Raw genomic sequence first — 20476 nt, 5'->3', positions numbered from 1 at the left:
ATCGGGGTCCCCCCGCCCGTGTCGTCCGCGTCCCGCTTCCCGCTCTCATCGTCCTGGCGCCGCTTCGGCTGGCTCGCCGGGCTGCCGGCGCTGGGGCTCCTGTGGGGTGGGGCGACGCTCCTCGCCGCCCCCCGGATCACCGCGGCCCTGGAGGCCGAGGCGGAGGCGGCGGTGCGGGCGACCGAGGCGGACGGCGCCGAGCCCTGGCTGCGGGTCTCCGTCGCGGGCCGGGACCTCGTCGCCCGGGGGGAGGCCCCCACCGCCGCGGCGCGGGACCAGGCGCTGGCCCGCCTCGCCGCGCTGGTGGAGCCGCGCCGGATCGTCTCCGACCTCAGCCTCGTGGAGGAGGCCTCGCCCTTCACCTTCACGGCGACCCGCGGGCCCGCGGGGGTCGCGCTCAGCGGCGAGCGGCCGGCCGAGATCGGCCGCCGGGCCCTGGCGAGCCGCCTTTCCGCCGACCTGCCGGAGGGCGCCGCGATCGACGACGGGGCCCGCGCGGCCCGCGGGGCGCCGCCGGATTTCCTGGCCGCGGCGTCCTACGCCGTCGGGCGCCTGCGCCAGCTGGCGCCGGGCGGGTCCGCCTCCCTGAAGGACACGACCCTGAGCTTCCGCGGCGAGGCGGTGGACGTCGCCGCCTACGACGCCCTGCGGACCGCCTTCGCGGATCCGCCGCGGGGCTACAGCCTCGGGCGCGTCGAGATCCTGCCCCCCACCGTGTCCGATTTCGGCTTCGCGATCGAGCGCACCGGCTCGGGCCTCGTGCTGACGGGCTACGCGGTCTCGGAAGCCGCCCGTGCCGAGCTGCGGGCCCGCGCGGCGGAGATCGCGGAGGGCGCGTTCGTGGACGACCGCACGCGCACGGCGCGGGGCCTTGCCGCCGGCATCGACGGCTCGGCGCTGACGGGCTTCGCAGCCCGGATCGCCGGCCTGCTGCAGGTCGGGCAGGTCACCTTCGCGCAGGGGCGGCTGTCGGTGGCCGGGGAGGCGGTCGACGGGCAGGCGGTCGAGGAGATCGCCGCCCTGCTGCGCGACGCGCGGCCCGCGGGCGTCGGGGCCGGCACGGTCGCGGTGACGCCCCATGCCCTGTCCCCCTACCGGGTGAGCGTGCGGCGCGAGGCCGACAGCGTGACGCTCTCCGGCCATCTGCCCGACGCGGCCGCCCGCGAGCGGGTCCTCGCCGCGCTCCGGCCGCGCTTCTTCCGCGAGCGCATCCTCGACCGCACGCGCCTCGCGGCGGGTGCGCCGGAGGGCCTCGTCCCGGCGCTCGAGGCCGCCGCGCCGATGCTCGCCACCCTGGCGTCGGGCGAGGTGGCGGTGGCCGACCGCAGCCTGACGCTCGGGGGCGAGAGCCTCTACGCGGAGAGCGCCCGCCGCCTGGGCGAGACCCTGCCGCGGGCGCTGCCCCCCGGCTGGTCGGCCCGCGCCGCCGTCGCCGCCCGCGGGGGCCCGGAGCGCCGCGAGGCCGATGCCTGCCGGCAGCGCTTCGCGAGCGATGCCGCCGGCAGCCTCCGCTTCGATCCCGGCAGCAGCCTTCTGCGCCCGGCCTTCTACCCCGTGCTCGACACCCTCGCGGGCCTCGCCAGGGCCTGCCCGGACCTGCGCATCGTCGTGGCGGGCCATGCCGATCCGGCGCCGCCCCCGAACGCCCCGAAGCCCGCGGCCGACGCGCCGGCGGAGGCAGGAGCTGCCGCGGAGACGCCGCCGCTGCCCCCGGCCGACAAGCCCGACGCACACAAAGACAAGAAGAGTGCCGGCAAGCCGGACCCCAAGAAGGCGGATCCCAAGAAAGCGGACCAGAAGAAAGCGGACCAGAAGAAGCCGGACACGGACAGGACAGCCAAGGACACCACCAAGGACACCACGAAGGACACTGTCAGAGATTCGGCCAAGGCGACGCCTCCCAAGCCTGCCGCCGCGAAGCCCGAGGGCGGATCGGGGGAGGAGGCTCCGCCCCCGGACCTGCCACGGCAGCGGGCGCTCGCCATCGTCGAGTACCTCCTCCAGGCCGGCGTTCCGGCCGAACAGGTCGCCGCCGCACCCGCCGAGCCGGCCCAGCCCAAGCGGTTCGAGGTCGGCTTCGCCCTGCGCTGAGCGCCGCTCTCCCGGGCGCGTGACCGGGGCCGGCAGGGTTGCGCCGCCCAGCCAACCGCGGCAGGAGAGGCCGCCGCGGAGGGTCGCCTCCGCACGAGGAGCGATCCGTGATGGCGCTGATCTCTGCTCTGTGGCCGGGCACCGCCGGCGCGTTCGCGCTCGGCCTCCTCGCGGGATGGCTGACCGGCTTCGGACATCCGGCGGCGATCGCGGGGCTCCTCCTCGCGGCGCTCGGCCTCGGCCTCACCGCCGTCTCCGGCCTCGTCGTCGGCGTCGCGGGACTCTGGATCGAATCGGCCGCCCTGATGCTGCCGGCCTACCTCGCCGGCGCGGCGGCGGGCGCCCTCGCGCTGCGGCTCGCCGAGCCGGCTCCCCGGGACGGTGCCCGGCATTAGGGGCTCCCGCGCTACGCCGATATTTCGCTCGCGCAGTAGATGGCGCTGACGCCGCACGCCCTCGTCCAGGCCCACACGCGCCTCGACCGCGGCCTGATCGACGGGCTGCCGCCGGAGAAGTCACCCGTGGTGCGGGGCTGAGCGGGAGAACGGGCGAGCGCGGCCCTCGAACGAAAATGGCCCGCCAGCCGGTGGCTGACGGGCCATGCGCAGGGTCCACGCCATGCAGGTCGACACGGGAGCCTCCGGCCCGACTGGCATCGGACCAGCCGGGGAACTCAACCGATCGTCGCCCGCGCGGCCACTACCCCTGCCGGTCGTGGTTGGGTGGACTGTCCTGATCCGCATCAGCCGTGCGAGATGACGAGAAGCTGTTGCCGTGACGGCTCATCGCTGACCTCCTCTCACTGGCCGACGCCTGTCGCGTCGGTCAGGGGAGGCTAGGCCTGTTCGGGGGCGGATGGCAAGGGGGGCGAGCGGAGGCTTCGTGACCGCCCGTGCCGGCTGCCGCTTTCCTTCTGGGGCTGCGCGCCCATCTGATTCCAGGGCGATCGGGAGACCGAGGGGCCCGAGGAGGATGATATGAAGCAACGCCTGTTCGCTGCGGCCGCTCTGGCCGGGGCCCTGTTCCTGTTGCCGGCGGGCGCCGAGGCGCAGAACGTCCTGCGGTACCGCGGCGGCGGCGGGGGCGGCAACGTGCTGTCCGGTGGCTACGGCGGCCCTGCTCACGGCGGCTATTACGGCGGCTCGCGGGTCGGGCGTCCGTTCCGCCACGGTTACGGGGGCTACGGGGGCTACCGCGCGCGGGGCGGCTATTACGGGCGCCGTCCGGGCTTCTACGGGCATCGCCACGGCTACGGCTACTACCGCTGACGCAGCCTCCCCGGCGCCGCTCCGTGCGCAGGGGCGCTGGGACTCTCGCGGAGCGGGCCTCTCGCGGGGAATGTCACTTGCGAAGATGGATGGTGCCGGTTGCGGGACTTGAACTCGCGACCTACCGCTTACAAGGCTCTAGTGCACTCCGGTTAAGTCGTTGCCGCGGTTCTATTTCTCGGAACCGCCGGAGCTACTTCGGGACTTTTTCCGGGACTTCGTGCGACGGCGGTGATCATCGGCCGCCGTCTGCTTCATGGCCTCGCGCAGGTCGTCGAGGCTCGCGTGGGCGTACTTCTCGGTCACCCGCAGGCTGGAGTGGTTGAGGAGCTTCTGGACGAGCTTCAGGTTGCCGGTGGCCCGCAGCGTGCGCGTCGCGCCGGTGTGGCGCAGGTCGTGGATCCGGAAGTCCGTCACGTCGGCCTTGTCGAGCGACCGGCGCATCTGCGATCCCAGCCCCCAGTAGGTGATTGGGTAGCGCTCGCCGGCGACGAGCTCGCGCCCGCTCCGCGGCTCGCGCTTCGTGCGCTGGCAAACATAGGTGAAGACGTGGGTCGGGTGATGCGCCCGCAGCGGCCTGAGCAGGGCGTGCAGGTCCGGCGTGATCGGGATGATGTGCGGCTTGTCGCCCTTGCCGACGACCCGCAGGACTTCAGCGTCGAAGTCGACCTGCGGCCAGGTCAGGCTCACCACCTCGCGGCGACGCAAGCCGGTGATCTGCGCGAACAGGCGGGCCGGCCGGTAGTCGGCGCGTTCGACCTCGTCGAGGCGCGCCTCCTCGCCGTAGCTGAGCTCGCGCACCCGCTCGCGCGGCTCCTCGAGCATGTGCTCGGTCCAGTTCGGCTCCTCGGGTAGCGACTGCTTCCAGACCTTGCGGGCCCGGGTGAGCACGCGCCGCAGGAGCTGGGTCACCGATCGGTTGACCTGGCCGGGCGAGACGAGCCCGAGCTGCTTCCGGCCCCGCCGGAACTCGCCGCGGCGGCGGGCGACGAGGCGCGCCACCGTGTCGTCCGTGATCTCGGCGACGGGCGTGTCCTTGCCGATCCAGTCGACGAGGCGGTCGAGGTTTCGCTCGGTCTCGGCGGCGGTCTCGATGTGCTGCCCGACCTGATCCCAGTAGAGGGCGCAGGCCACGTCGAACGACATCGGACCACCGGCCCTGCGCTTGTCGGTTCGGACTTGCGCCTCGGCCTTCTTCTTCTCGCCGCGCTCTACCGCCTCGGCGAGCCGTCGTTCCGTCTGCTGTGTCGTTCCGAAAAACCGATGACCACCGCGCTGGAAGTCGTAGTGGTAGTACGGCGAGCCCTTCGGCTTGTAGACGGACATTCCTCGCGAGACCTGCGCTTGAAGAAGCCCATCACGTCCGAGAGCGTGAACTCCCGGCGCGGTCTGGTCTCTCCCATTCCCTTCAGGATGAACCGGATGTTCCCGGCGCGGCAATGCTCGCGCAGGGTCTTGGCGTCCATGCGGAGCAGCCGGCAGACGTCCTTAGTGGGCAGCGTGGCTCGCTCGGCGAAGGCGGCCGCGATCGGCGCGGGGATCTCGTCGGGCGTCATCGCGTGTCCTCGGCGACGTCCTCGCGGCAGGGCAAGATGACGGATCGGGGACCGTCGGGGGGGCCGGCGGCCGCGAACGCCGCCAAGCCGATTCGCTCGGGCGATCGTGCAGCAGCATTTAGACGTGAGAGCTTCGAGGGCGTGAGCAGTTCACCCAAGATTAACCATGAAAGCTTAGCCTTGACTGATGAAGCGGCTAAACCATGGGATGCAGGATGTCTGACATCGTTGCTTTGCGTGGGTCCACGCCGCAGATCACGTTGCCGATCACGAACGTCCTCCATTCGTGGCTTGAGGCCGTGATGTCGGCGAGCCGACACAGCACTGCCCTGGCGTCGATCGAAGCGATGCGCGCTGATCGCATCCTGAAGCGGGAGCATAAGCTCACGCCGCAGTTGCAGAGCGCATTCTCGAAAGCCTCTGAGGCCACCGAATGCCTGGTGCGAGGCCTTCGAACTGAGCAAGGGGACCCGGGCCGCTTGCGCATGGCCGCAATCGAGCTCCTGGCAACCCTGATCACGCACCTGCAGACGGCGAAGTCCGAAAGCGACGTACACTGAGCGAGCGCCGTTAGGCTTGTCGCGACGGACGATCGGCGTTGCCTCAGGCATTACCGTCCCCTGCAGCTTCGACCCGTAAGCCCGTCTCCCACCGACGACATGCTGGCGCTCCGGCGCGCACGTCGCTGCCAGCCCCGCGCGTCCAGCCCCGCTGCATCAGCCCGCACTTCAGGTACGTCTTGGCCATGTGGCGGCGGGTCAGGTGCTCGCAGGAGCCGCAGGTCTCGCCGGCCGGCCCGGTGCCGGGGAGCGCCGCGTATCCCTTCGGCGTCGTGGCGGCGCGGAGGCGCTTGCGCTCCTGAGGCGTGAGCGCGCGGTCGAGGCCGAACAGGTCGGCGAGGCCAGGGCTACTCACCGGCGGCTTCCCGCTGCGCGAGTGCGGCCTTAGCCTCGGCGATGACCAGCTTGAGCGTCTCGCCCGCGTGCTTCCGCCAGTCCGCGCCGTGCTCGAGCGCCAGGGTGAGGAGCCAGTGCAGGATGAACGCCTGCTCGTCCTCCGCCCGCCGCCTGATCTCCACCCGGCCAGCATTGCGGAACGCGTGAGCGATGGGTCCGCACTGGAAGACCATCATCTCTAAGACCTCGCGCACTTCGGGCGTCAGCTCGCGGGGAAAGACCAGCTCGGGCTTGTCGGCGGCGGTGGCGGTCGCGGTCATGCGACGAGCTCCATCTGCTCCGGCCGGCGCACCCAGGCGCCCGGCGTCTGCATGGCGTCCCAGCGATCGGCCATGCCGCGCGGCGTGTTCTGCGGCCGGCTGTGGTTCTGGGCGATGTCGGTGCTGTCAACGGAGGCGAACGGCCACTCGCGGCCGGCGCATTGCATCCCGCGTAGCATGTGGACGGCCGGCAGATGGCGGTGCTCGGCAGCGAGCGCGTTCCAACACTCGTCCATGCGCCGGCGCCAGGAATCGGACAGCACCACCCGGTACTCGGCCGTCGAGCCGATGCAGACCCGCGGCCACTCCGAGCACAGCCTCACCAGCCGGTGCAGGGGCTCGTCCATGTGCCAGACCGGCGCGCCGCGATGCCCGAACGGCCACTCGCGCAGGAGCGCGTCCTGCATCTGCGAGCCGCCGTCGATCACGTCCGGGATCACCGCCCACGTCGTCGGGTAGCCGAGCCAGCGATCGCACCAGGCGTAGTAGTCCGGCCAGTCGGTGTCGGCCCCGCGCTTCCACTTCGAGAAGGCACCGTTGTCGAGCATGACGCTCTGGCCAATCTCGTGGACGCGGGCGACCTGTTCGGGGCGTGCGTGGCTGACGCAGAAGTGCCGGCCGCCGAGCTGGTATAGAGCTGAAACGGGGGTGATTGGGGTGCCATGATAGTGGATCATCACGGGCCCGCTTCAATTTGCGCTGCCATAAATGATCGAGCTGAGCCAAAACTCAGCGCATGGATACCCGTACCGCCTGCTTTATAGTCGGCCTTTTCGCTTTCCTCATCGCCTGGGGGTGGGCGACGTCCGATAGCGGCATGTGTCACTCCGAGTACGTCAAAGGCGTCCTCGCAGATCACACAAAAGATGGCGCTCTGAATTGTCTGGATTTCTGGCTGAATCGCTATCAGACACTTATCGGTGCCATCGTGGCTGTAGCTGCTGCAATGGTTGCCGGTTACGCTGCTCTTGTAACGTTGAGAATAGGTCAGCAGCAAATCATAAAGATTGCCGAGCAGATCGAGATTGATCGCCGTGGTCTTGACATCGAACAGTATTTGTTTTGGCAATCTCGTATTGAAGATCTCTGGCGCATGAGAGATTGTGCCAATGAAATGCTTTCTATAATTAGATCTAATCAAGTATTTGCACCGTCTGTTTTTAATGGATACTACTACGAGCCTATGGCTCCCGTAGACAAAGAGAAACTCAGAGCGCAGTCGAAACGCCTGTGTGACTTGTCGAATATGATCTGGAAGGACGCTCAGAGGCATCCTTGGGGACATGGGCGAGGGATGACCAGCATCCGACAAGCCGCTATGAGGTCGAAGAATTTCTCTAGTGCGATAGATAATCTGCTGACGATGCTTGATCGAATCGATAAGAACTTTCAGCCAGGCTCTCTGCGCGACATGAGGGACTTTATGGAGGGAGAGAGGAGAACCTACGGATTTGCGCAGAGAGAAGCTTTCGAACGAACAGATGCCATCGAGCCATCTATCGTCATCGAATTGAGGAATTGTGAGGAGGTCCTCGCCAATATCAGTATGTGGGGCGAAAATGACCGCATACGCTGAGAGCTGCAGTCGCGTGCCGTGCTCGAACCAGCTCACGTCTGCACCTCCAGGACCTGCCGCGCGTACCTCACGGCCGCCCGGAAGCTGCTGGCGCTGCTCAGGCCGAACCGCGCTGCAAGGTTGGCGTGGGTCCCGACCTCGGCGAAAGCGTGAGCCCCGATCAGCCGGCGGTGGCGGTCGATGCGCAGCGGCTTGGCTGCACCGCGCTTCGGCTCGCCTCGGTACCGGCCTACGCTCACGAGGCCGATGCCGAGTTCTCCGGCGATGTCCTCGTGGCGGACGCCCCGCGCCGCGAGCTCGCGGATCCGCCTAAGCTGCGTGGTAGTGGTCGCCGGTCGACGGGTTGGCGCGCCGCCGTTCCGAAGCACCGTTGTCGTGTGCAGGCCAAGGGCCGCGGCGATGTCCTTGGGGGATTCGCCGCGGGCGACGCGCCTGCGGATCTCGGCCTTCTGCCGATCGGTGAGGCAAGCAGCCATGCTCAGGCGACCTCCTCGCAGCTGAACCGGCTCGGCAGCGCGCACCGGCAGGCGGCGAGCGGCATCAGCACGCCGCCGTCATCGTCGTCGTCGACGTCCATGCCATCGCCGAAGTCGACGTCGTCGCAGTCGGGCTCCCAGCAGGCCGGCTCGGGAAACCCGTCGCAGCCGCAGCCCTCGAACTCGTCGGAGCCGCAGCAGTAGAAGCCGCATGCGTTGCACATGGTCAGGCGACCTCCCGGTCCAGGCCGTAGTCGCCGGCATCGCGCGCGTCGGCGGCGGCCGCGATCTCGTCGAGCTCGGCGGCGATCTCCTCGAGGGCCTTCCTGGCGCGCTCGGGCAGCTCGGCGCGCCAAGTCGTGAGCGCGTAGGAGCCCTCGTCGGCCTTGGCTCGGGCGTCTGCGAAGAGCGCGTCCTTGCCGCGGCGCGGGGCCTCGGCGGGCGGCGGGGGCGATGCCCGTCGCTCGCCGCGCGCCCAGGCCGCGAGCGCGTTGCCGTGCTCCTCGCTGATGCGGTCGCCGTGCCGGAAAATCTCCTGGTGCGCACCATCCATCTTCCAGGCGCGCGGGTCCGACAGGTCGACGTAGCCCTTCCGCTCGGTCTCCAGGCGGAACGAGACCGTCACCTCGAACGGGAATTGCGAGTTGCAGACCGACTTGAAGACCTTCGTGGGCTTCTCGCCGGCCTCGCCCGGCTTCACACTCTCCTCGCCCCGGATTGAGAAGATGATCGGGATGCGGCGCTGCAGGAGCGAGTAGACCATCGCCTTGTGGGCGGACTTCGGCTTGATCCAGGAGGCCATCTTCATGCGCTCCTGCTTGCGGTAGTCGTCGCCGGCCATCCGCTGCAGCTCGGCCGCCTGCCAGTCCAGCACGCCCCCGAGCCCGACCCACTCCATGGAGAAGCTGTCGATCACGAAGGCGGCGTAGCCTGCCTGCTCGGCCGAGAGCGCGGCCTGGGCGAACCGCTCGGGCCGGAAGGGCGGCTCCATCACGGCCGCGTCGAAGTCGAACACCTCCTTCAGGTTGAGCGTACGGCCGCCCTCGGTGTCGAGCACCGCAACCTTGCCCGACGGCCCGGCGATGCCGCGGGCGAGCCGAAGGGCGGAGAAGGTCTTCCCGGAATTCGGGTTCCCCGTGAGGGACACGAACAGGCCGGCCCGTTCCGTGAACGAGGCCGCGGGTGCGAAGGTGAAGCTCACGCGGCACTCTCCATGTCGAGGGGGCGGAACGGGCTCGTGGCGACGTCGTAGGGGACGCCGGCGAGCTGCGGGTCGAGCTCCTCGCGCTCGGCCCAGCGCTTCGAGGCCCACTCGGGGTAGTCGACGCGCACGATCGCCTCGGGGTAGCCGGGCCAGCGGTCGGCCGCCCGGCAGGCGTTCCAGCGGTGGATTGCGGCTGCCACCTTGCGGCCGCCCACGTGGAGCCCGGCCGCGTCGATCTCCGCGACGCTCAGCGCGTGCGGGAAGGCGTTCTCGACGAACACCCAGCGGAAGGTGACCCGGCCCGCGAGGCGCGGCAGCAGCGTTTCGACGACGCGCACGTAGAGGGCGGCCTGCACCTCCATGGCCATGCCCTCGACGCGACGGCCGAGGCCCTGCGGCGCCGCCGCGGTGTCGCCGGTCTTCAGGTCCCAGATCACGGCGTGCGTGCCGTGGTCCTCGAACCGGTCCATCATGATCCGCAGCCAGGCGCCCGAGCGGTCGCGCTTGACGGCCACCACTTCGGACGGGGCCGTGGCGAATCCCTCGCAGCCGGGGATGCGCGCGAGGCGCTCCACCACCTGATCGGCGATGGCGTCGGCCTTCTCGCCGTCGGGCTGCAGCAGCGGGCAGTGCCCGTCCGCGTAGGCCTGGGCGCGCTCGGCCTTGGCCGCGCCGGTGCGGTAGTCGTCGGCGTCGATGAGCACGATCTCGGCGCCGCGGCCGAGGATCAGCTTGTGGGCCGCCGTGCCGATCTCCTTCGGACGCGTCGGCTCGTCGCGCGTCTCGAGCGCGCAGCCGAGGCGCGGGTGCGCGATCCAGGCGTGCTCCGCGCTCTGCTCGACGAGCATGCGCGCGGTCGAGGCCGACAGGCTCGGCTCGGGTGAGGGGTCTGCGTGATAGGCGGCGGCCGGCATCTGGTAGAGGCCGGGTCCGGGCACGAGGCCAGCGAGGTGAGGCTTGATCGGCATGGCGCTCACTCCGCTGCGTCCCGGTGGGCTTCGTCGGCCACCGAGCGATCGCGGCCCTCGATGAGGCCGGCGATGTGGTGGGGGACGTAGGGGGCGGCGATGTCCGGCGCCGGGTAGCCGCAGCGCTCGTTCAGGCCGTCCGCGAGGCGCTCGGCCAGCCACATGCGATCCCGGGCGCTCACGTCGGGGAGCGTCGGCACGAAGGCCACCAGCTTGCCGGAGGCGCACTCGACGACGGCCTCGTTCGCGCTGCGGACCGCGTAGGGCCCACGGAAGCCCATCAGGGTCAGCCGCGTGGCCACAGGGTTCTGGGCATCCACCGGCGCCTCCATGCTGAAGGGGAAGATCGCCCGCGTCATCGCGAGCTCGGCTTCGGTGAAGAGCGGGAGGATCACGCGGCGCTCCGTCCGACCCCGAGCTGCGCGGCGCTGAGCCGGTGCTCGTCGTCCTCGTCCTCGAACTCGCCGGGCTCGCGGGGGAGGGGGACGTCGTAGGCCTGGAACGCGTCGAGGAGACCGCGGGCAACCTCCTCGCGCTCGGTCTCGCAGTGGGCGGCGAGCGCGTGCAGCACGTCGATCGTGACGTCCTGGGAGGGGCCGAGGTGCTGCAGGTCGAGGGCGAGCACCCGCAGGAGCGTCATGCCGCCGGGCCAGAAGATCAGCTCGTCCAGAACGTCTTCACCGGTGGCGCCGCGGTGCTGCTCGCGCAGGTGCACCTTGCCGTGCGCGTCGCGGAACTCACAGGTGAGGGTGGGGCCCTCCCTCGGGACGAGGGCGGCGTCGAAGAACTGCCAGACGGGCACGTCGAGCACCTCGGCCACCTCCTGAAGCGCGCCTGCCGAGATCCGGTTCACCCCGTCCTCGTACTTCGCGAACTGCTGGTAGCTGACGCCGATCGCGGCGCCGGCCCGGGTCTGCGAGACGCCACGGGCGACGCGGATCGCGCGAACGCGGCTGGCGATGCGGGCGTCGATGGCGGTGGGGGCGCGGCGGGCCATTGCTCAGCCCTCCCGGCCGAAGGCGATGTGACCAGCCAGCCAGAGGAAGGTGCCGGCCACGAAGGGGGCCAGCGGCAGGGCGTTCGTGAGGAAGTTGGACACCGGGGGTCTCCATCGGCTCGAGGAGCGGCGATGAAGGAACGCTACAAGGCGTAGCGATAGCTGTCAACACATGTTGTAGCGATTTTGCCGGTGGGCGCTACCTGGCGCGAGGAACCTGCGCGGGGCCTTTATCCACAGCAGTCCACAGGAACCAATTTTGTTCTTGCTATGTTCTAAAGCATGCGGTTCCCTTGGCCCCTCGCCAAATAACGGATTCACACAAGTGGCCAGCAAAGATCGCTATGCAGTACAAGCCTATGCAAAAAATGGTAATGGGGAGATTACACCTAGCAGATCGATAGCGTGCAAGACAGCTGATGAAGCAAAATCTCGGGCTGAGCGCTGCTGTTCTGTGGGGTCGAGCGCTGGTGCTGCGGCTTTTCTGCTGCGCGGCGATGAGGATATCGGCTCCACCGACGAACCAATCGCGTTCGCCATCTACGGCGAAGTGCCGCCTGAGGTGTCTGATCGGATTCCGTTTTAGACCTTCACTCGGCTGCTGCTGACGCTGCGGGGCTATGCCGAGCCCAATGCTGGGCATGCACCGTGGCGATGATCCCCGAGGCCCATTTCAGCCTGACATCCGAGATTAACGGCGCGTTATGACTCTCGAGGTGGAAGTGGCCCTTCTTCGTCCCATGAAGAAGGCGCTTCAGGTATCGATCGCCTTTCATCGTCGTGACGGCGGCGTAGAGGCCCACCAGTCGTTCCGGATTCTCGCCGTACTCGGAGCACAGCACGATGTCCTCCGGGTCATAACGCGGGTGCATCGAGGGCCCCGACACCCTGAATGCAATCGTTCCCTCCGGGACCGGGAATGGAACAGTCACCTCGAACAAGTTGCTGCCTTCCGAGATCTGCTCTGATCCGGTCTCGATGAGGCCGCCCGCGCTGATCAAGCCCTTCACGCCGACGACATTGGTGTGCGGTGAGACCTGCTCCGGTGCATCGGCATCTCCGAACAGGATCCCGCGCGCGGTGACGTCGACGCCATCGAACCGGAAGCGGGAAGCGTACCGCTCGGCATCGTCCTGCCCGATGGTGCGCGTGCCGCTCTCGTGCGCCCGGTACGAGCTCTCAGCCCACTCGTTCTGCAGAGCCGCGTCACGCGCAGAGCGATAGCCGGCAGCCTTGCGCGCTCGCTTGAGCCGCTGGCCCTGATCCTTGCGACGCTTGTCTTCAGTCATGACACACAGCGTAGCGACGCGAACGCTACGTGCCGTATTGACGATCGTCGCTACCTCTTGTAGCGATATGTCCATGAACTCGTTCTCCGACGTCATCGATGCGCTAGGCATCGCCAGCGCGGCCGAGATTCTCGGGATCCCCGAGAGCCATGTCCGCACGCTCAAGGCGCGCGACAGCATCCCGCCTGGCTACTTCAAGCGCCTCGTCGACTCGGACGCCGGGAGAGCAGCCGGCATCGGCTACGATTTGCTCTACCGGCTGCGCGAGCGCCCAGCATCCAATCGACGCCCCGAGCAGGCCGCGTGATGACCGCTCGCCGGATCACTGTCCTCTGGACGCTGCTCGCACTGGTGCACGTCGGCGGCGCGATGATGGTGCTGGGGCGGGTGCGCAGCGGCGCGTGCCTAGTGAGCCTCGGGGGCCTCGGGCTGTATGGCATTGCGCTCGCCAGCCTCATCCGAACCACGCTCGAACAAAGGCGAGGGTGGCGATGAGCCCGATCCCCATTGCGACAGCGCCGTACGCCTGGGCTCGGCTCCGGGTCACCGCAAGGCGGATCTCCAGGTCGGTGACGCGCGCCTCCAGCGCGCGGAGCTCCAACTCCACGCTCATTCCCAGCTCCATCGTGCGTCGCAGCTCGATGGTAGCAGCGCAGCCGGGGCGACGCCGCCCTTTGATCGTCTCGGCCGCGCTCGCACGATCGAGGGCCGCCTGATGCGTGTCCGTTACAATCGCAACGGTCCATGCCCGGACGCCCTCTCGCCGACTCAGGAGCCGGGTGGCGGCGCCGATGAGCTGCCGGACGTTTTCAGCGCCGCAGAAGATCTGGGGCCGGCGCGCGGTCTCGCGTTCGCTCTGACCGTGATGCTGATGTTCGGCGCCCTGCTGGCGCTGGCCTGCGCCTTCGCGGCAGGGCGCTGAGATGCCCTGGCTCGCGCTGCTGTTCACCGCGCTCTCGGCTCTAAGCCTGGCGCAGGCCGGGCTCACCGGTTCGGTGCGGGCTCTCGCGGTCGGCGTGTTCGACGCCGCGCTCGCCGTCGGCGCTGTCGCCTGGGGTGTCGCGCCATGAGCGCGGTCGTCTACTCTGCGGCTTCGGCCCGCTTCTTCGGTGACATGTACTCGAGGTCGACTAGGCTCATAGCGGCCCGGATTGCGTTCAGGGTGCGCGCCGGCGCGTTGCCCGTGATCGCCTCGGCCTCGAGGCCGGCGATCGCGATAAAGAGCGCGGCGCGACTGGGCGAGCCTCGCAGAGCAGGCTCCTGCTCCAGCAAACCGACAAGCTTCTTCATGAAGCGGCAGTCGGCAGGCGGTTTGATTGCCTCCATTTGGCGGCTCTCGACTAGTGCTGCGCTCCCCACGCCGCTGTGGGTTCTGACAAGAGCAGTGCGCGCAGGGTTTCGCAAGGGAGAACTTTGCAGACAAAGCTCTCTCGCCAAGTTTAGCAGCAGTTTTCCTGCGCCAGCGTACATTAGTCGCGCCGGGCTGATTCGGCCAAGCGCGCCCGTCCATCGTTCCGACGGCAGGCGCGTCCCCCATTCGCGCGAACGCGCGTCCGTTGCATCGGCCGGTCCCGACCTTCCGCCGGCCGCTGCCGCTCCCCTGGAGCGTTTCCTCCCTGAGCACTGCCGGAGCCCGCGGGCTCCGGCCTTTTCCCTCTTTCCCGACCGCCCTCGCTTGCCGGCTCCCGGCGGTCGCTTCGTGCCTGCGTGCCCGTCTCAACAGTGCCGGGCTCGCTGAGATGTCCGTGGCGCCGCTCACCTCCGATCTCTTCTCGCACTCCACCCCGATGCACACAGCATCGAGGAAGGACATGCGAAAATCTGGGGAGAATTGCACCCAAGGTTGGGAAATCGACCCCCAACTTTGGGTCGAGGAATGGCGACGTATCCATCCGGTCAAGCCCGCGCAGTGCGTTGCCGAGAAACTCAGCGCACCGCTGAAGACAGTCGAGAAGTGGTTCGCCGGCACATCGCGGCCTTCGTTCGACTGGTTCGGCCCGATCCTTTGCGTCTATGGGCTCGGGTTCGTGGTCGGCGGCATGTCGGCGCCGACGCCATGGCTCGATAACGCCGCCCGAGAGGAGCGCCGCCGGCACCTCCTCGCAGCGCGCGAGGACATCGACGCGAAGCTCGCCGAGGTCTGGCAGCGGAGGATCGGAGCATGAGCTTGCGCTTCCTCTGGCACCGCTTCTGGGGATGGACGCACGACCTCTTCGCCCTGCGCGCGAAGGCGCGCTTCGATCACCACTGGGATCGCCGCGAAGTGCACGGGCGCGCCGCCGATGAGTTGCGCCCGCCGGTCGACGAGCGGCCGCCGCCGGAATGGGAGCAGCGCCTTTGGGAGCGGACAGGCGGCCGCACGCCGAACGAAACCCGCGACTGACGATCCCACGCTTACCGCAGTGCTTCATACCGGAGGACCTATGCAAAGCGACGAAGACGCGATCGAAGCCACGCGCAGGGGCCCTGCCAACCACGAGATGGAGGCGGCCCGAGCATGAACGCTCCGATGCATCGTGGCAGGAGCGGCCTTGGAGCGTCCGTGCAGGCGCTCGGCCGCCTCAAGGCCGGCGCCATGAACAGGACCGAGGAGGCGTACGCGCGCCACCTCGAAGCCATGCGGGCGACGGGGGAGCTTGCTTGGTTCCTGTTCGAGGGCGTGAAGCTACGCCTCAGCGATGCCTGCTTCTACACGCCCGACTTCGCCGTGATGCGCGCAGACGGCGCGCTCGAGATGCACGAGGTGAAGGGCTTCTGGGCCGACGACGCGCGCGTGAAGATCAAGGTCGCGGCCGAGCGCTTCCCGTTCCGGTTCGTGGCGATCCGCGCGCTCTCGAAGAAGGCCGGCGGCGGATGGGAGGTCGAGGACTTCTCATGATAGGCCGCATCTCCCCCGATCTGCCCGATGCCGTGCAGCGCATCCTCGTCTGGTGCGCGCTCGGTTGCGCGCTGAGCCGCCAAGGCAGCAGCTGGCGCCTGACGCCGCCGGACTGGATGCGGCCGCCGCGGGGCCCGGCGCCGAAGCCGATCCAGGACCGCACCGCCCAGGCCGCGATCCGCGCCGGCGCCGTCGCCAGCGTCCCGGCCGACCTGTTCGGGAGGGCGGCATGATGTGGGTGCTCGTGCACGCCAGCGTCGCCTTCCACGGAGCGCGCGAGGCGCCGCTCCGCCAGGCCGTGAGATAGGCGCCATGGCCGATCCCCGCGAGATCCTGGTCCGGGACGTCCTCTATCGCGACGCCTGCGAGCTCTGCGACGCCGCCGTGCGCGCGGCCGGGACCGCTGATGCCCTCGACGCGATGGCGCACGGCAACAGCGCGGCGCGGCGCAAGGAGGCCAATCGGCTGCGGCGCGCGGCCGACGTCGCGATCTTCCTCGCCGGCCTCGACGACGCAGTGCTCGACGCGCTCTGCGACGGGTCGATCCACAAGATGCTGCACGAGGCCCGCGCGGCCGCGCGGCGGCGCCAGGCGCTCAGGGTGGCGTCGTGACGGATCGCGACGCTTTCGCGCCCCACATGGAAGCTGTTGCGCGCACGCTCCTGGGCGACCCGAACCCGCGCATGACGTCGCCGACGGAGATCCGCTTCGGCACACATGGCTCGCTCGCGATCGATCGCGAGAAGGGCGTGTGGTTCGATCATGAGGCCGGCGTCGGTGGCGGCGTGCTCGACTTTCTTCAGGCTCGCTCCGGGCTGACGAACGGCGCCGCGCTCGACTGGATGCGCCAGCACGGCTTCCTGGGTGCACGGGAGGACACGGTCAGGGCAGGCCGGGCACGGATCGCGGCGACCTACGACTACGTCGACGAGGATGGCGAGGTCCTCTACCAGGTCGTGCGCTACGAGCCGAAGACGTTTCGCCAGAGGCGCCCCGATCCATCGTCCCCGGACGGCTGGGCCTGGGGCCTGAGGAACGTTCGCTTGGTGCCCTATCGCCTGCCCGAGCTCCTCGAGGCGGTCGCGATGGAACGCCCGATCTTCGTGGTCGAGGGCGAGAAGGATGTCGACGCGCTCGCCGGGATCGGCGTGACGGCGACCTGCAATCCGATGGGGTCGGGTAAGTGGCCCGTCCACTTCTCGGACCACCTCGCCGGGGCGAAGGTCGTCATCCTGCCCGACAACGACGAGGCTGGGCGCAAGCACCGCGACCAAGTGGCCGCCGGCCTCCGCGATGCCGTCGCCTCGGTGCGCATCCTAGACCTTCCAGGCCTGCCCGATCGGGGGGACGCGTCGGACTGGATCGCGGGCGGCGGCACGGCGGACCATCTCTACGCGCTCGTCGATGCCCGTGCCTACCGGCCCGGCGAGGAGCCGTTCAAGAGCCGCTATGGCGCGCTCTGGCTCGACGAGATCCCGGCCTTCCGATCGTCGATCGAGTGGGTGGTGAAAGGGGTCGTGCCCCGCGGCGCGTTCGGTGCGATCATCGGCGAGCCCGGCTGTGGCAAGTCCTTCCTGGCGCTCGACCTCGCCTTCGCAACGTCGGTCCTCTCAATGATGCGGGGTGAGGAGACCCGCTGGTTCGGCAAGCGCGTGAAGCCGACCGGGTCGATCTATATCGCGGCGGAAGGCCAGGGCGGATTTCCGAAGCGCGTCGAACTCTTGATGGCGCAGCACCGGATCCGCGAGCGCCATCCCTTCGTACTGCTGCCGACCAGCGTCGACCTGCGCAACCCCGATGCCGACATCGGCCCGCTGATCACGGAGATCCGGGCCCTGGCGACACGCATGGACGTGCCGCTCGGCCTCGTCGTGCTCGACACGCTCAACCGCGTTCTCGCCGGCGGCGACGAGAACTCACCCGAGGACATGGGAGCATTCATCAGCCATGCCGCACGCATACAGAAGGAGACCGCGGCCACCGTGATCGCGGTCCATCACAAGAACGCGGCCGGTACCCGCGAGCGCGGGCACTCCTCCCTGCGCGGTGCGCTCGACTTCATGATCGAGGTCGAGAAGTCCGAATTCGGAGGCAAGTCCTGGAAGATCACGAAGCAAAAGGATGAGGAGGACGGCGCCTCGTTCGCGTTCGACCTGCGCAGCATCCCGGTGGGCGTCGACGACGACGGTGACCCCATCACGAGCTGCATTGTCGAAGCGAGCGAGACTAAAGCGGCGACGAAGCGCGGCGCGGGTCGGAAGCTACCGCCCCAGGCCGTGAACGCCCTGCGCGTCCTCTTCAGCACCTGTGCGGATCGTGGCCAGCGGGTGCCGGTCAGCGGCCTGAATGCCAGTGGCGTCAGGCTCCAGCAATGGCGAGACGAGTGCGAGAGAAACCGCCTCGTCGCCGTCGACTCCGGTGATGAAGCCTTCCGGAAGGCGTTCCAGCGCGCGCGGGACACCCTCTGGGCAGAGCAGAAGATCGGCGTCGAGGGCGACTGGGTGTGGCCCATCTTCGAAGGCCGCTAGGGCCGGCGCAGATCCTGGAGCGATACCTTGGCGGCAGCACCGCCCAGGCCCCTCCACAAGATCAGCCGCAACCCACACCGCCAAGAAGACGCTCGCCGAGCCTTAAACGTCCCTGATCTGTCCGGGTGTTCGCCGGGGGTATCGCTGTGGCCCATGGTGTTATGCAGATGTTTTGTCCCGCCATGTCCCAGATTTGTCCCGAAAATGTCCCGGACAACGGACGCGCGCGGCTGCTTGCCCGTGCGTGGGTAGTAGATCTCCCGGTTCCTGGGGTGGGGGCCCCTAAAGGGGCTCCCCACACCCCGTTGGGACAAACCCGGTAGCGGCGCAGGGCTGTGGCTGGCGCGGGACATCGCTCGAGGCGCTGTCCCGCTTCCGAGACATCAGAGCGTGTTCGATGAGGTAGCTCGGATGGCGAAGCGAGATCAGGTCGGTCGCTGGATGGGAGTCAAGGCGAGCGTACCACCCACCGGGGCAATCCGATGGCATTCGGGACTGTTGTCGAATTACTGTTTACCCGCATCAGAACCGCTGCAGCTCTGTCCCCGTTGACCCGCGAACAGACCGGACGATTTGCCGCCAGCGCATATATTCAAGCATCGAAGTAGAAATTTGGCAGCCTTCGATTTAGGGCTGCCGAATCGAAAGTCAGCACCATCACAGGAGTTGCATATGCCCAACGAGACGACTGAGACGCGCCCCATCGATGCCACCGCCACGCTGCTGCCGCTCGCCAGCCAGATCGTCGCGAGCTACGTCTCGAACCACTACGTGCTGCCGACTGACCTGCCAGCGCTGATCGCGACCGTGTACGCCTCACTCGGGCAGTTGGAGCTGACGACCAGCTCAGAGGATACCCGGGTCGAGCAGCCATCGATCGCCCAGATCCGCAAGTCTGTCACGGACGACGCGATCACCAGCTTCATCGACGGGCGACTCTACAAGACGCTCAAGCGACACCTGATGGTCCACGGACTGACGCCGCAGGCTTACCGCGAACGCTACGGGTTGGCGGCGAACTATCCGATGGTGGCGCCAAGCTATGGCCGTCATCGCTCGGCTCTCGCCAAGGCGATCCGTCTCGGACACCGGGGCGGTATGCAGCGGGCGGCGGAGTAGGCGCAAGTGAGGAAGATCCCGACCATCTTCGAGCGAGATTGGGAGGGCGATCCGTCCCGTGTCTCGAACCAGCAGCACCCGGCCTGTGGCTGGGTGTTCGCCGGCGAGGGTGAAGCTACCCGCAAGCTCGACGGGACCTGCTGCTTGGTGCGCGGTGGTGAGCTGTTCAAGCGGCGCGAAATCCGAGCTGGCGAGCCGGTACCCTATAGGTTCGAGTGCGCGGACGCCGACGCGGAGACAGGAAAGACGGTCGGGTGGCTCCAGATCGGCGAGGGCCCCGAGGATCGTTGGCATCGCGAGGCTTTCCGAGACCGAGCGACGATCCTCCGGGACGGAACTTACGAGCTCCTCGGGCCCAGGGTGCAGGGAAACCCCGAAGGTCTGCCAACCCATGTGCTCATGCCTCACGGCGCGATAATCCTGTTTGATGCTCCTCGCACCTTCGACGCTCTGCGGGCCTGGTTCGCTGGCCAGGATATCGAGGGACTCGTCTTCCATCACCGGGATGGCCGGATGGCGAAGATCAAACTGCGGGACTTCGGGCTGAAGCGCGAGCGCCGCACTTGAGGTCCGATGCCGAGCGGGATTTCAGGACCTGACCCGCCCACGGGCGGCCTTTGGACTCGCCGGGACATCGAGCGGTGGCTGATCATCCCCATGCGACAGCTGCGCGACGGGCCGATCCTGGCGACGCCCGGCAACGCGCTGCAGCCCACCAACCCGGACCACCCGGCCGCGACCTTCGACATCCTGGCCTTTGCCCGCACCGTGCTGGGCAAAGGCACGCCTGAGCTGCTCGCGGTTACCACCTGGGCTCGAATGATGGCGGCCGGCGACTTTGACGCCTCCATCGCGCAGTGGTGCCGCGACAAGGGCCGGCCGGAGCGAACCTTCCACCGGCGACGTGTTCGTGCCTGCGAGGTGATCGCAATCGCGAAGAACCGGACTGACGGGGCATCTTGAATTCGAGGAGAGAGTGGCGTTCGGACAACACTGCTACATTAGAGTTCAAACGGTTCGGGCGCTGCGCCTTTGAGGCGGCGGGCGCGCAGAGGTGTGCGTCGCGCTTCCGACGCGAGTGGGCCGAGCCCCGACGCCAGAAGGGGCCCGACCCACATATCTGCCGCTGAGAGGGCTAGTCCAGCGGTCCGATGCCTAGTTCTACAATAGTTTCGGCTCGCGTGCATTCGGCGGATTGCGTTAACGGCGTCTTAAGCAGCCGTTATCCACTTGAATTGATTCGAGCGGCATGGGCAAAACTGGCAAACTGGAGATGCGGGGGTGGCACTTGGGTCGAGACTGCCTAGAGG

General features: G+C 68.5%; 30 protein-coding genes. 16 read left to right on the top strand and 14 right to left on the bottom strand.

What is annotated here, in order from left to right; all coding sequences use genetic code 11:
* Positions 1-18 precede the first annotated feature (18 nt).
* From ACLBXP_RS19490 to ACLBXP_RS19480, 3 genes are all read left to right on the top strand, one after another.
* Entirely contained in the window at positions 19-2091 is a 2073-nt protein-coding gene (locus ACLBXP_RS19490; protein ID WP_447669441.1) for a hypothetical protein, read from the top strand.
* Between the two features lie 128 nt (positions 2092-2219).
* Positions 2220-2486 carry a hypothetical protein gene (locus tag ACLBXP_RS19485; protein WP_447669495.1) on the top strand — a complete coding sequence of 89 codons (267 nt, stop codon included), beginning with the start codon at positions 2220-2222 and terminating at the stop codon, positions 2484-2486.
* A 582-nt stretch (positions 2487-3068) separates the two neighbouring features.
* Positions 3069-3359, top strand: a complete 291-nt coding sequence (locus ACLBXP_RS19480) for a hypothetical protein (RefSeq protein ID WP_447669440.1) — start codon at positions 3069-3071, stop codon at positions 3357-3359.
* A gap of 171 nt (positions 3360-3530) precedes the next feature.
* Here the strand turns inward: ACLBXP_RS19480 and ACLBXP_RS19475 are convergent, their stop codons facing one another.
* Positions 3531-4685 carry a tyrosine-type recombinase/integrase gene (locus ACLBXP_RS19475; RefSeq protein WP_447669438.1) on the bottom strand — a complete coding sequence of 385 codons (1155 nt, stop codon included), beginning with the start codon at positions 4683-4685 and terminating at the stop codon, positions 3531-3533.
* 445 nt (positions 4686-5130) lie between these two features.
* On the opposite strand from ACLBXP_RS19475, the gene ACLBXP_RS19470 reads away from it, so the two are divergent.
* A complete protein-coding gene (locus tag ACLBXP_RS19470; protein ID WP_447669437.1) occupies positions 5131-5475 on the top strand; it encodes a hypothetical protein in 345 nt (114 codons plus the stop codon).
* 43 nt (positions 5476-5518) lie between these two features.
* Here the strand turns inward: ACLBXP_RS19470 and ACLBXP_RS19465 are convergent, their stop codons facing one another.
* From ACLBXP_RS19465 to ACLBXP_RS19420, 10 genes are read right to left on the bottom strand one after another with little or no spacing between them, the layout of a single operon-like run.
* Complete coding sequence (locus ACLBXP_RS19465; protein WP_447669435.1) at positions 5519-5830, bottom strand: hypothetical protein; 312 nt, start codon at positions 5828-5830, stop codon at positions 5519-5521.
* Positions 5823-6131 carry a hypothetical protein gene (locus tag ACLBXP_RS19460; RefSeq protein ID WP_447669434.1) on the bottom strand — a complete coding sequence of 103 codons (309 nt, stop codon included), beginning with the start codon at positions 6129-6131 and terminating at the stop codon, positions 5823-5825. Before ACLBXP_RS19460 ends, ACLBXP_RS19465 begins: the two co-directional genes overlap by 8 nt.
* Complete coding sequence (locus ACLBXP_RS19455) at positions 6128-6808, bottom strand: hypothetical protein (RefSeq protein WP_447669433.1); 681 nt, start codon at positions 6806-6808, stop codon at positions 6128-6130. Before ACLBXP_RS19455 ends, ACLBXP_RS19460 begins: the two co-directional genes overlap by 4 nt.
* Positions 6808-7743 (bottom strand): hypothetical protein, encoded by a 936-nt coding sequence (locus tag ACLBXP_RS19450; protein WP_447669432.1) that lies wholly within the window; start codon positions 7741-7743, stop codon positions 6808-6810. The genes ACLBXP_RS19455 and ACLBXP_RS19450 overlap by 1 nt, the downstream gene beginning before the upstream one ends.
* Positions 7740-8183, bottom strand: a complete 444-nt coding sequence (locus tag ACLBXP_RS19445) for a hypothetical protein (protein ID WP_447669431.1) — start codon at positions 8181-8183, stop codon at positions 7740-7742. Before ACLBXP_RS19445 ends, ACLBXP_RS19450 begins: the two co-directional genes overlap by 4 nt.
* Before the next feature lie 2 nt (positions 8184-8185).
* Positions 8186-8407 carry a hypothetical protein gene (locus ACLBXP_RS19440; protein WP_447669430.1) on the bottom strand — a complete coding sequence of 74 codons (222 nt, stop codon included), beginning with the start codon at positions 8405-8407 and terminating at the stop codon, positions 8186-8188.
* 2 nt (positions 8408-8409) lie between these two features.
* Positions 8410-9384, bottom strand: a complete 975-nt coding sequence (locus ACLBXP_RS19435) for a hypothetical protein (RefSeq protein WP_447669429.1) — start codon at positions 9382-9384, stop codon at positions 8410-8412.
* Entirely contained in the window at positions 9381-10355 is a 975-nt protein-coding gene (locus ACLBXP_RS19430) for a PD-(D/E)XK nuclease family protein (RefSeq protein WP_447669428.1), read from the bottom strand. Before ACLBXP_RS19430 ends, ACLBXP_RS19435 begins: the two co-directional genes overlap by 4 nt.
* A gap of 5 nt (positions 10356-10360) precedes the next feature.
* On the bottom strand, positions 10361-10750 hold the full coding sequence (locus ACLBXP_RS19425) for a hypothetical protein (RefSeq protein WP_447669427.1): 390 nt from the start codon (positions 10748-10750) through the stop codon (positions 10361-10363).
* Positions 10747-11352, bottom strand: a complete 606-nt coding sequence (locus ACLBXP_RS19420; protein WP_447669425.1) for a helix-turn-helix domain-containing protein — start codon at positions 11350-11352, stop codon at positions 10747-10749. Before ACLBXP_RS19420 ends, ACLBXP_RS19425 begins: the two co-directional genes overlap by 4 nt.
* 325 nt (positions 11353-11677) lie before the next feature.
* Between ACLBXP_RS19420 and ACLBXP_RS19415 the strand changes: the two genes are divergently transcribed.
* The gene (locus ACLBXP_RS19415; protein ID WP_447669423.1) at positions 11678-11938 is read left to right on the top strand and encodes a hypothetical protein; all 261 of its coding nucleotides are present in this window, start codon (positions 11678-11680) and stop codon (positions 11936-11938) included.
* Between the two features lie 4 nt (positions 11939-11942).
* On the opposite strand, the gene ACLBXP_RS19410 is transcribed toward ACLBXP_RS19415, so the two are convergent.
* Positions 11943-12716 carry a LexA family transcriptional regulator gene (locus ACLBXP_RS19410; protein WP_447669422.1) on the bottom strand — a complete coding sequence of 258 codons (774 nt, stop codon included), beginning with the start codon at positions 12714-12716 and terminating at the stop codon, positions 11943-11945.
* Between ACLBXP_RS19410 and ACLBXP_RS19405 the strand changes: the two genes are divergently transcribed.
* Entirely contained in the window at positions 12715-12948 is a 234-nt protein-coding gene (locus ACLBXP_RS19405; protein ID WP_447669420.1) for a hypothetical protein, read from the top strand. The genes ACLBXP_RS19410 and ACLBXP_RS19405 overlap by 2 nt on opposite strands.
* A gap of 147 nt (positions 12949-13095) precedes the next feature.
* Here ACLBXP_RS19405 and ACLBXP_RS19400 read toward each other — a convergent pair whose 3' ends face one another.
* A complete protein-coding gene (locus ACLBXP_RS19400; RefSeq protein ID WP_447669419.1) occupies positions 13096-13590 on the bottom strand; it encodes a hypothetical protein in 495 nt (164 codons plus the stop codon).
* Between ACLBXP_RS19400 and ACLBXP_RS19395 the strand changes: the two genes are divergently transcribed.
* Positions 13565-13711 (top strand): hypothetical protein, encoded by a 147-nt coding sequence (locus tag ACLBXP_RS19395; protein ID WP_447669418.1) that lies wholly within the window; start codon positions 13565-13567, stop codon positions 13709-13711. The genes ACLBXP_RS19400 and ACLBXP_RS19395 overlap by 26 nt on opposite strands.
* Before the next feature lie 10 nt (positions 13712-13721).
* On the opposite strand, the gene ACLBXP_RS19390 is transcribed toward ACLBXP_RS19395, so the two are convergent.
* On the bottom strand, positions 13722-13931 hold the full coding sequence (locus tag ACLBXP_RS19390) for a hypothetical protein (protein WP_447669416.1): 210 nt from the start codon (positions 13929-13931) through the stop codon (positions 13722-13724).
* A 455-nt stretch (positions 13932-14386) separates the two neighbouring features.
* On the opposite strand from ACLBXP_RS19390, the gene ACLBXP_RS19385 reads away from it, so the two are divergent.
* The 9 genes from ACLBXP_RS19385 (at position 14387) to ACLBXP_RS19345 (ending at position 20129) form a co-directional block, all read left to right on the top strand.
* Positions 14387-14806 carry a hypothetical protein gene (locus tag ACLBXP_RS19385; protein WP_447669414.1) on the top strand — a complete coding sequence of 140 codons (420 nt, stop codon included), beginning with the start codon at positions 14387-14389 and terminating at the stop codon, positions 14804-14806.
* Positions 14803-15024, top strand: coding sequence for a hypothetical protein (locus tag ACLBXP_RS19380; RefSeq protein ID WP_447669412.1), 222 nt, complete (start codon positions 14803-14805; stop codon positions 15022-15024). Before ACLBXP_RS19385 ends, ACLBXP_RS19380 begins: the two co-directional genes overlap by 4 nt.
* A 114-nt stretch (positions 15025-15138) precedes the next feature.
* A complete protein-coding gene (locus tag ACLBXP_RS19375) occupies positions 15139-15519 on the top strand; it encodes a DUF1064 domain-containing protein (protein WP_447669410.1) in 381 nt (126 codons plus the stop codon).
* Positions 15516-15752, top strand: coding sequence for a hypothetical protein (locus tag ACLBXP_RS19370; protein WP_447669408.1), 237 nt, complete (start codon positions 15516-15518; stop codon positions 15750-15752). Before ACLBXP_RS19375 ends, ACLBXP_RS19370 begins: the two co-directional genes overlap by 4 nt.
* Before the next feature lie 79 nt (positions 15753-15831).
* Entirely contained in the window at positions 15832-16131 is a 300-nt protein-coding gene (locus tag ACLBXP_RS19365) for a hypothetical protein (protein ID WP_447669407.1), read from the top strand.
* Complete coding sequence (locus ACLBXP_RS19360; RefSeq protein WP_447669405.1) at positions 16128-18047, top strand: AAA family ATPase; 1920 nt, start codon at positions 16128-16130, stop codon at positions 18045-18047. The genes ACLBXP_RS19365 and ACLBXP_RS19360 overlap by 4 nt, the downstream gene beginning before the upstream one ends.
* 672 nt (positions 18048-18719) lie before the next feature.
* Positions 18720-19166 carry a MucR family transcriptional regulator gene (locus tag ACLBXP_RS19355; RefSeq protein WP_447669404.1) on the top strand — a complete coding sequence of 149 codons (447 nt, stop codon included), beginning with the start codon at positions 18720-18722 and terminating at the stop codon, positions 19164-19166.
* A gap of 6 nt (positions 19167-19172) precedes the next feature.
* Complete coding sequence (locus tag ACLBXP_RS19350; protein ID WP_447669403.1) at positions 19173-19733, top strand: RNA ligase 1 family protein; 561 nt, start codon at positions 19173-19175, stop codon at positions 19731-19733.
* Positions 19734-19823: 90 nt separating this feature from the next.
* Positions 19824-20129: a hypothetical protein gene (locus tag ACLBXP_RS19345; protein ID WP_447669402.1), complete on the top strand. Its 306-nt coding sequence runs from the start codon at positions 19824-19826 to the stop codon at positions 20127-20129.
* Positions 20130-20476: the final 347 nt, after the last annotated feature.

Source organism: Methylobacterium sp. A54F (assembly GCF_053346035.1).
Note: the sequence above shows the minus strand (reverse complement) of the source record. Positions and strands in the feature narration are given on the sequence as shown.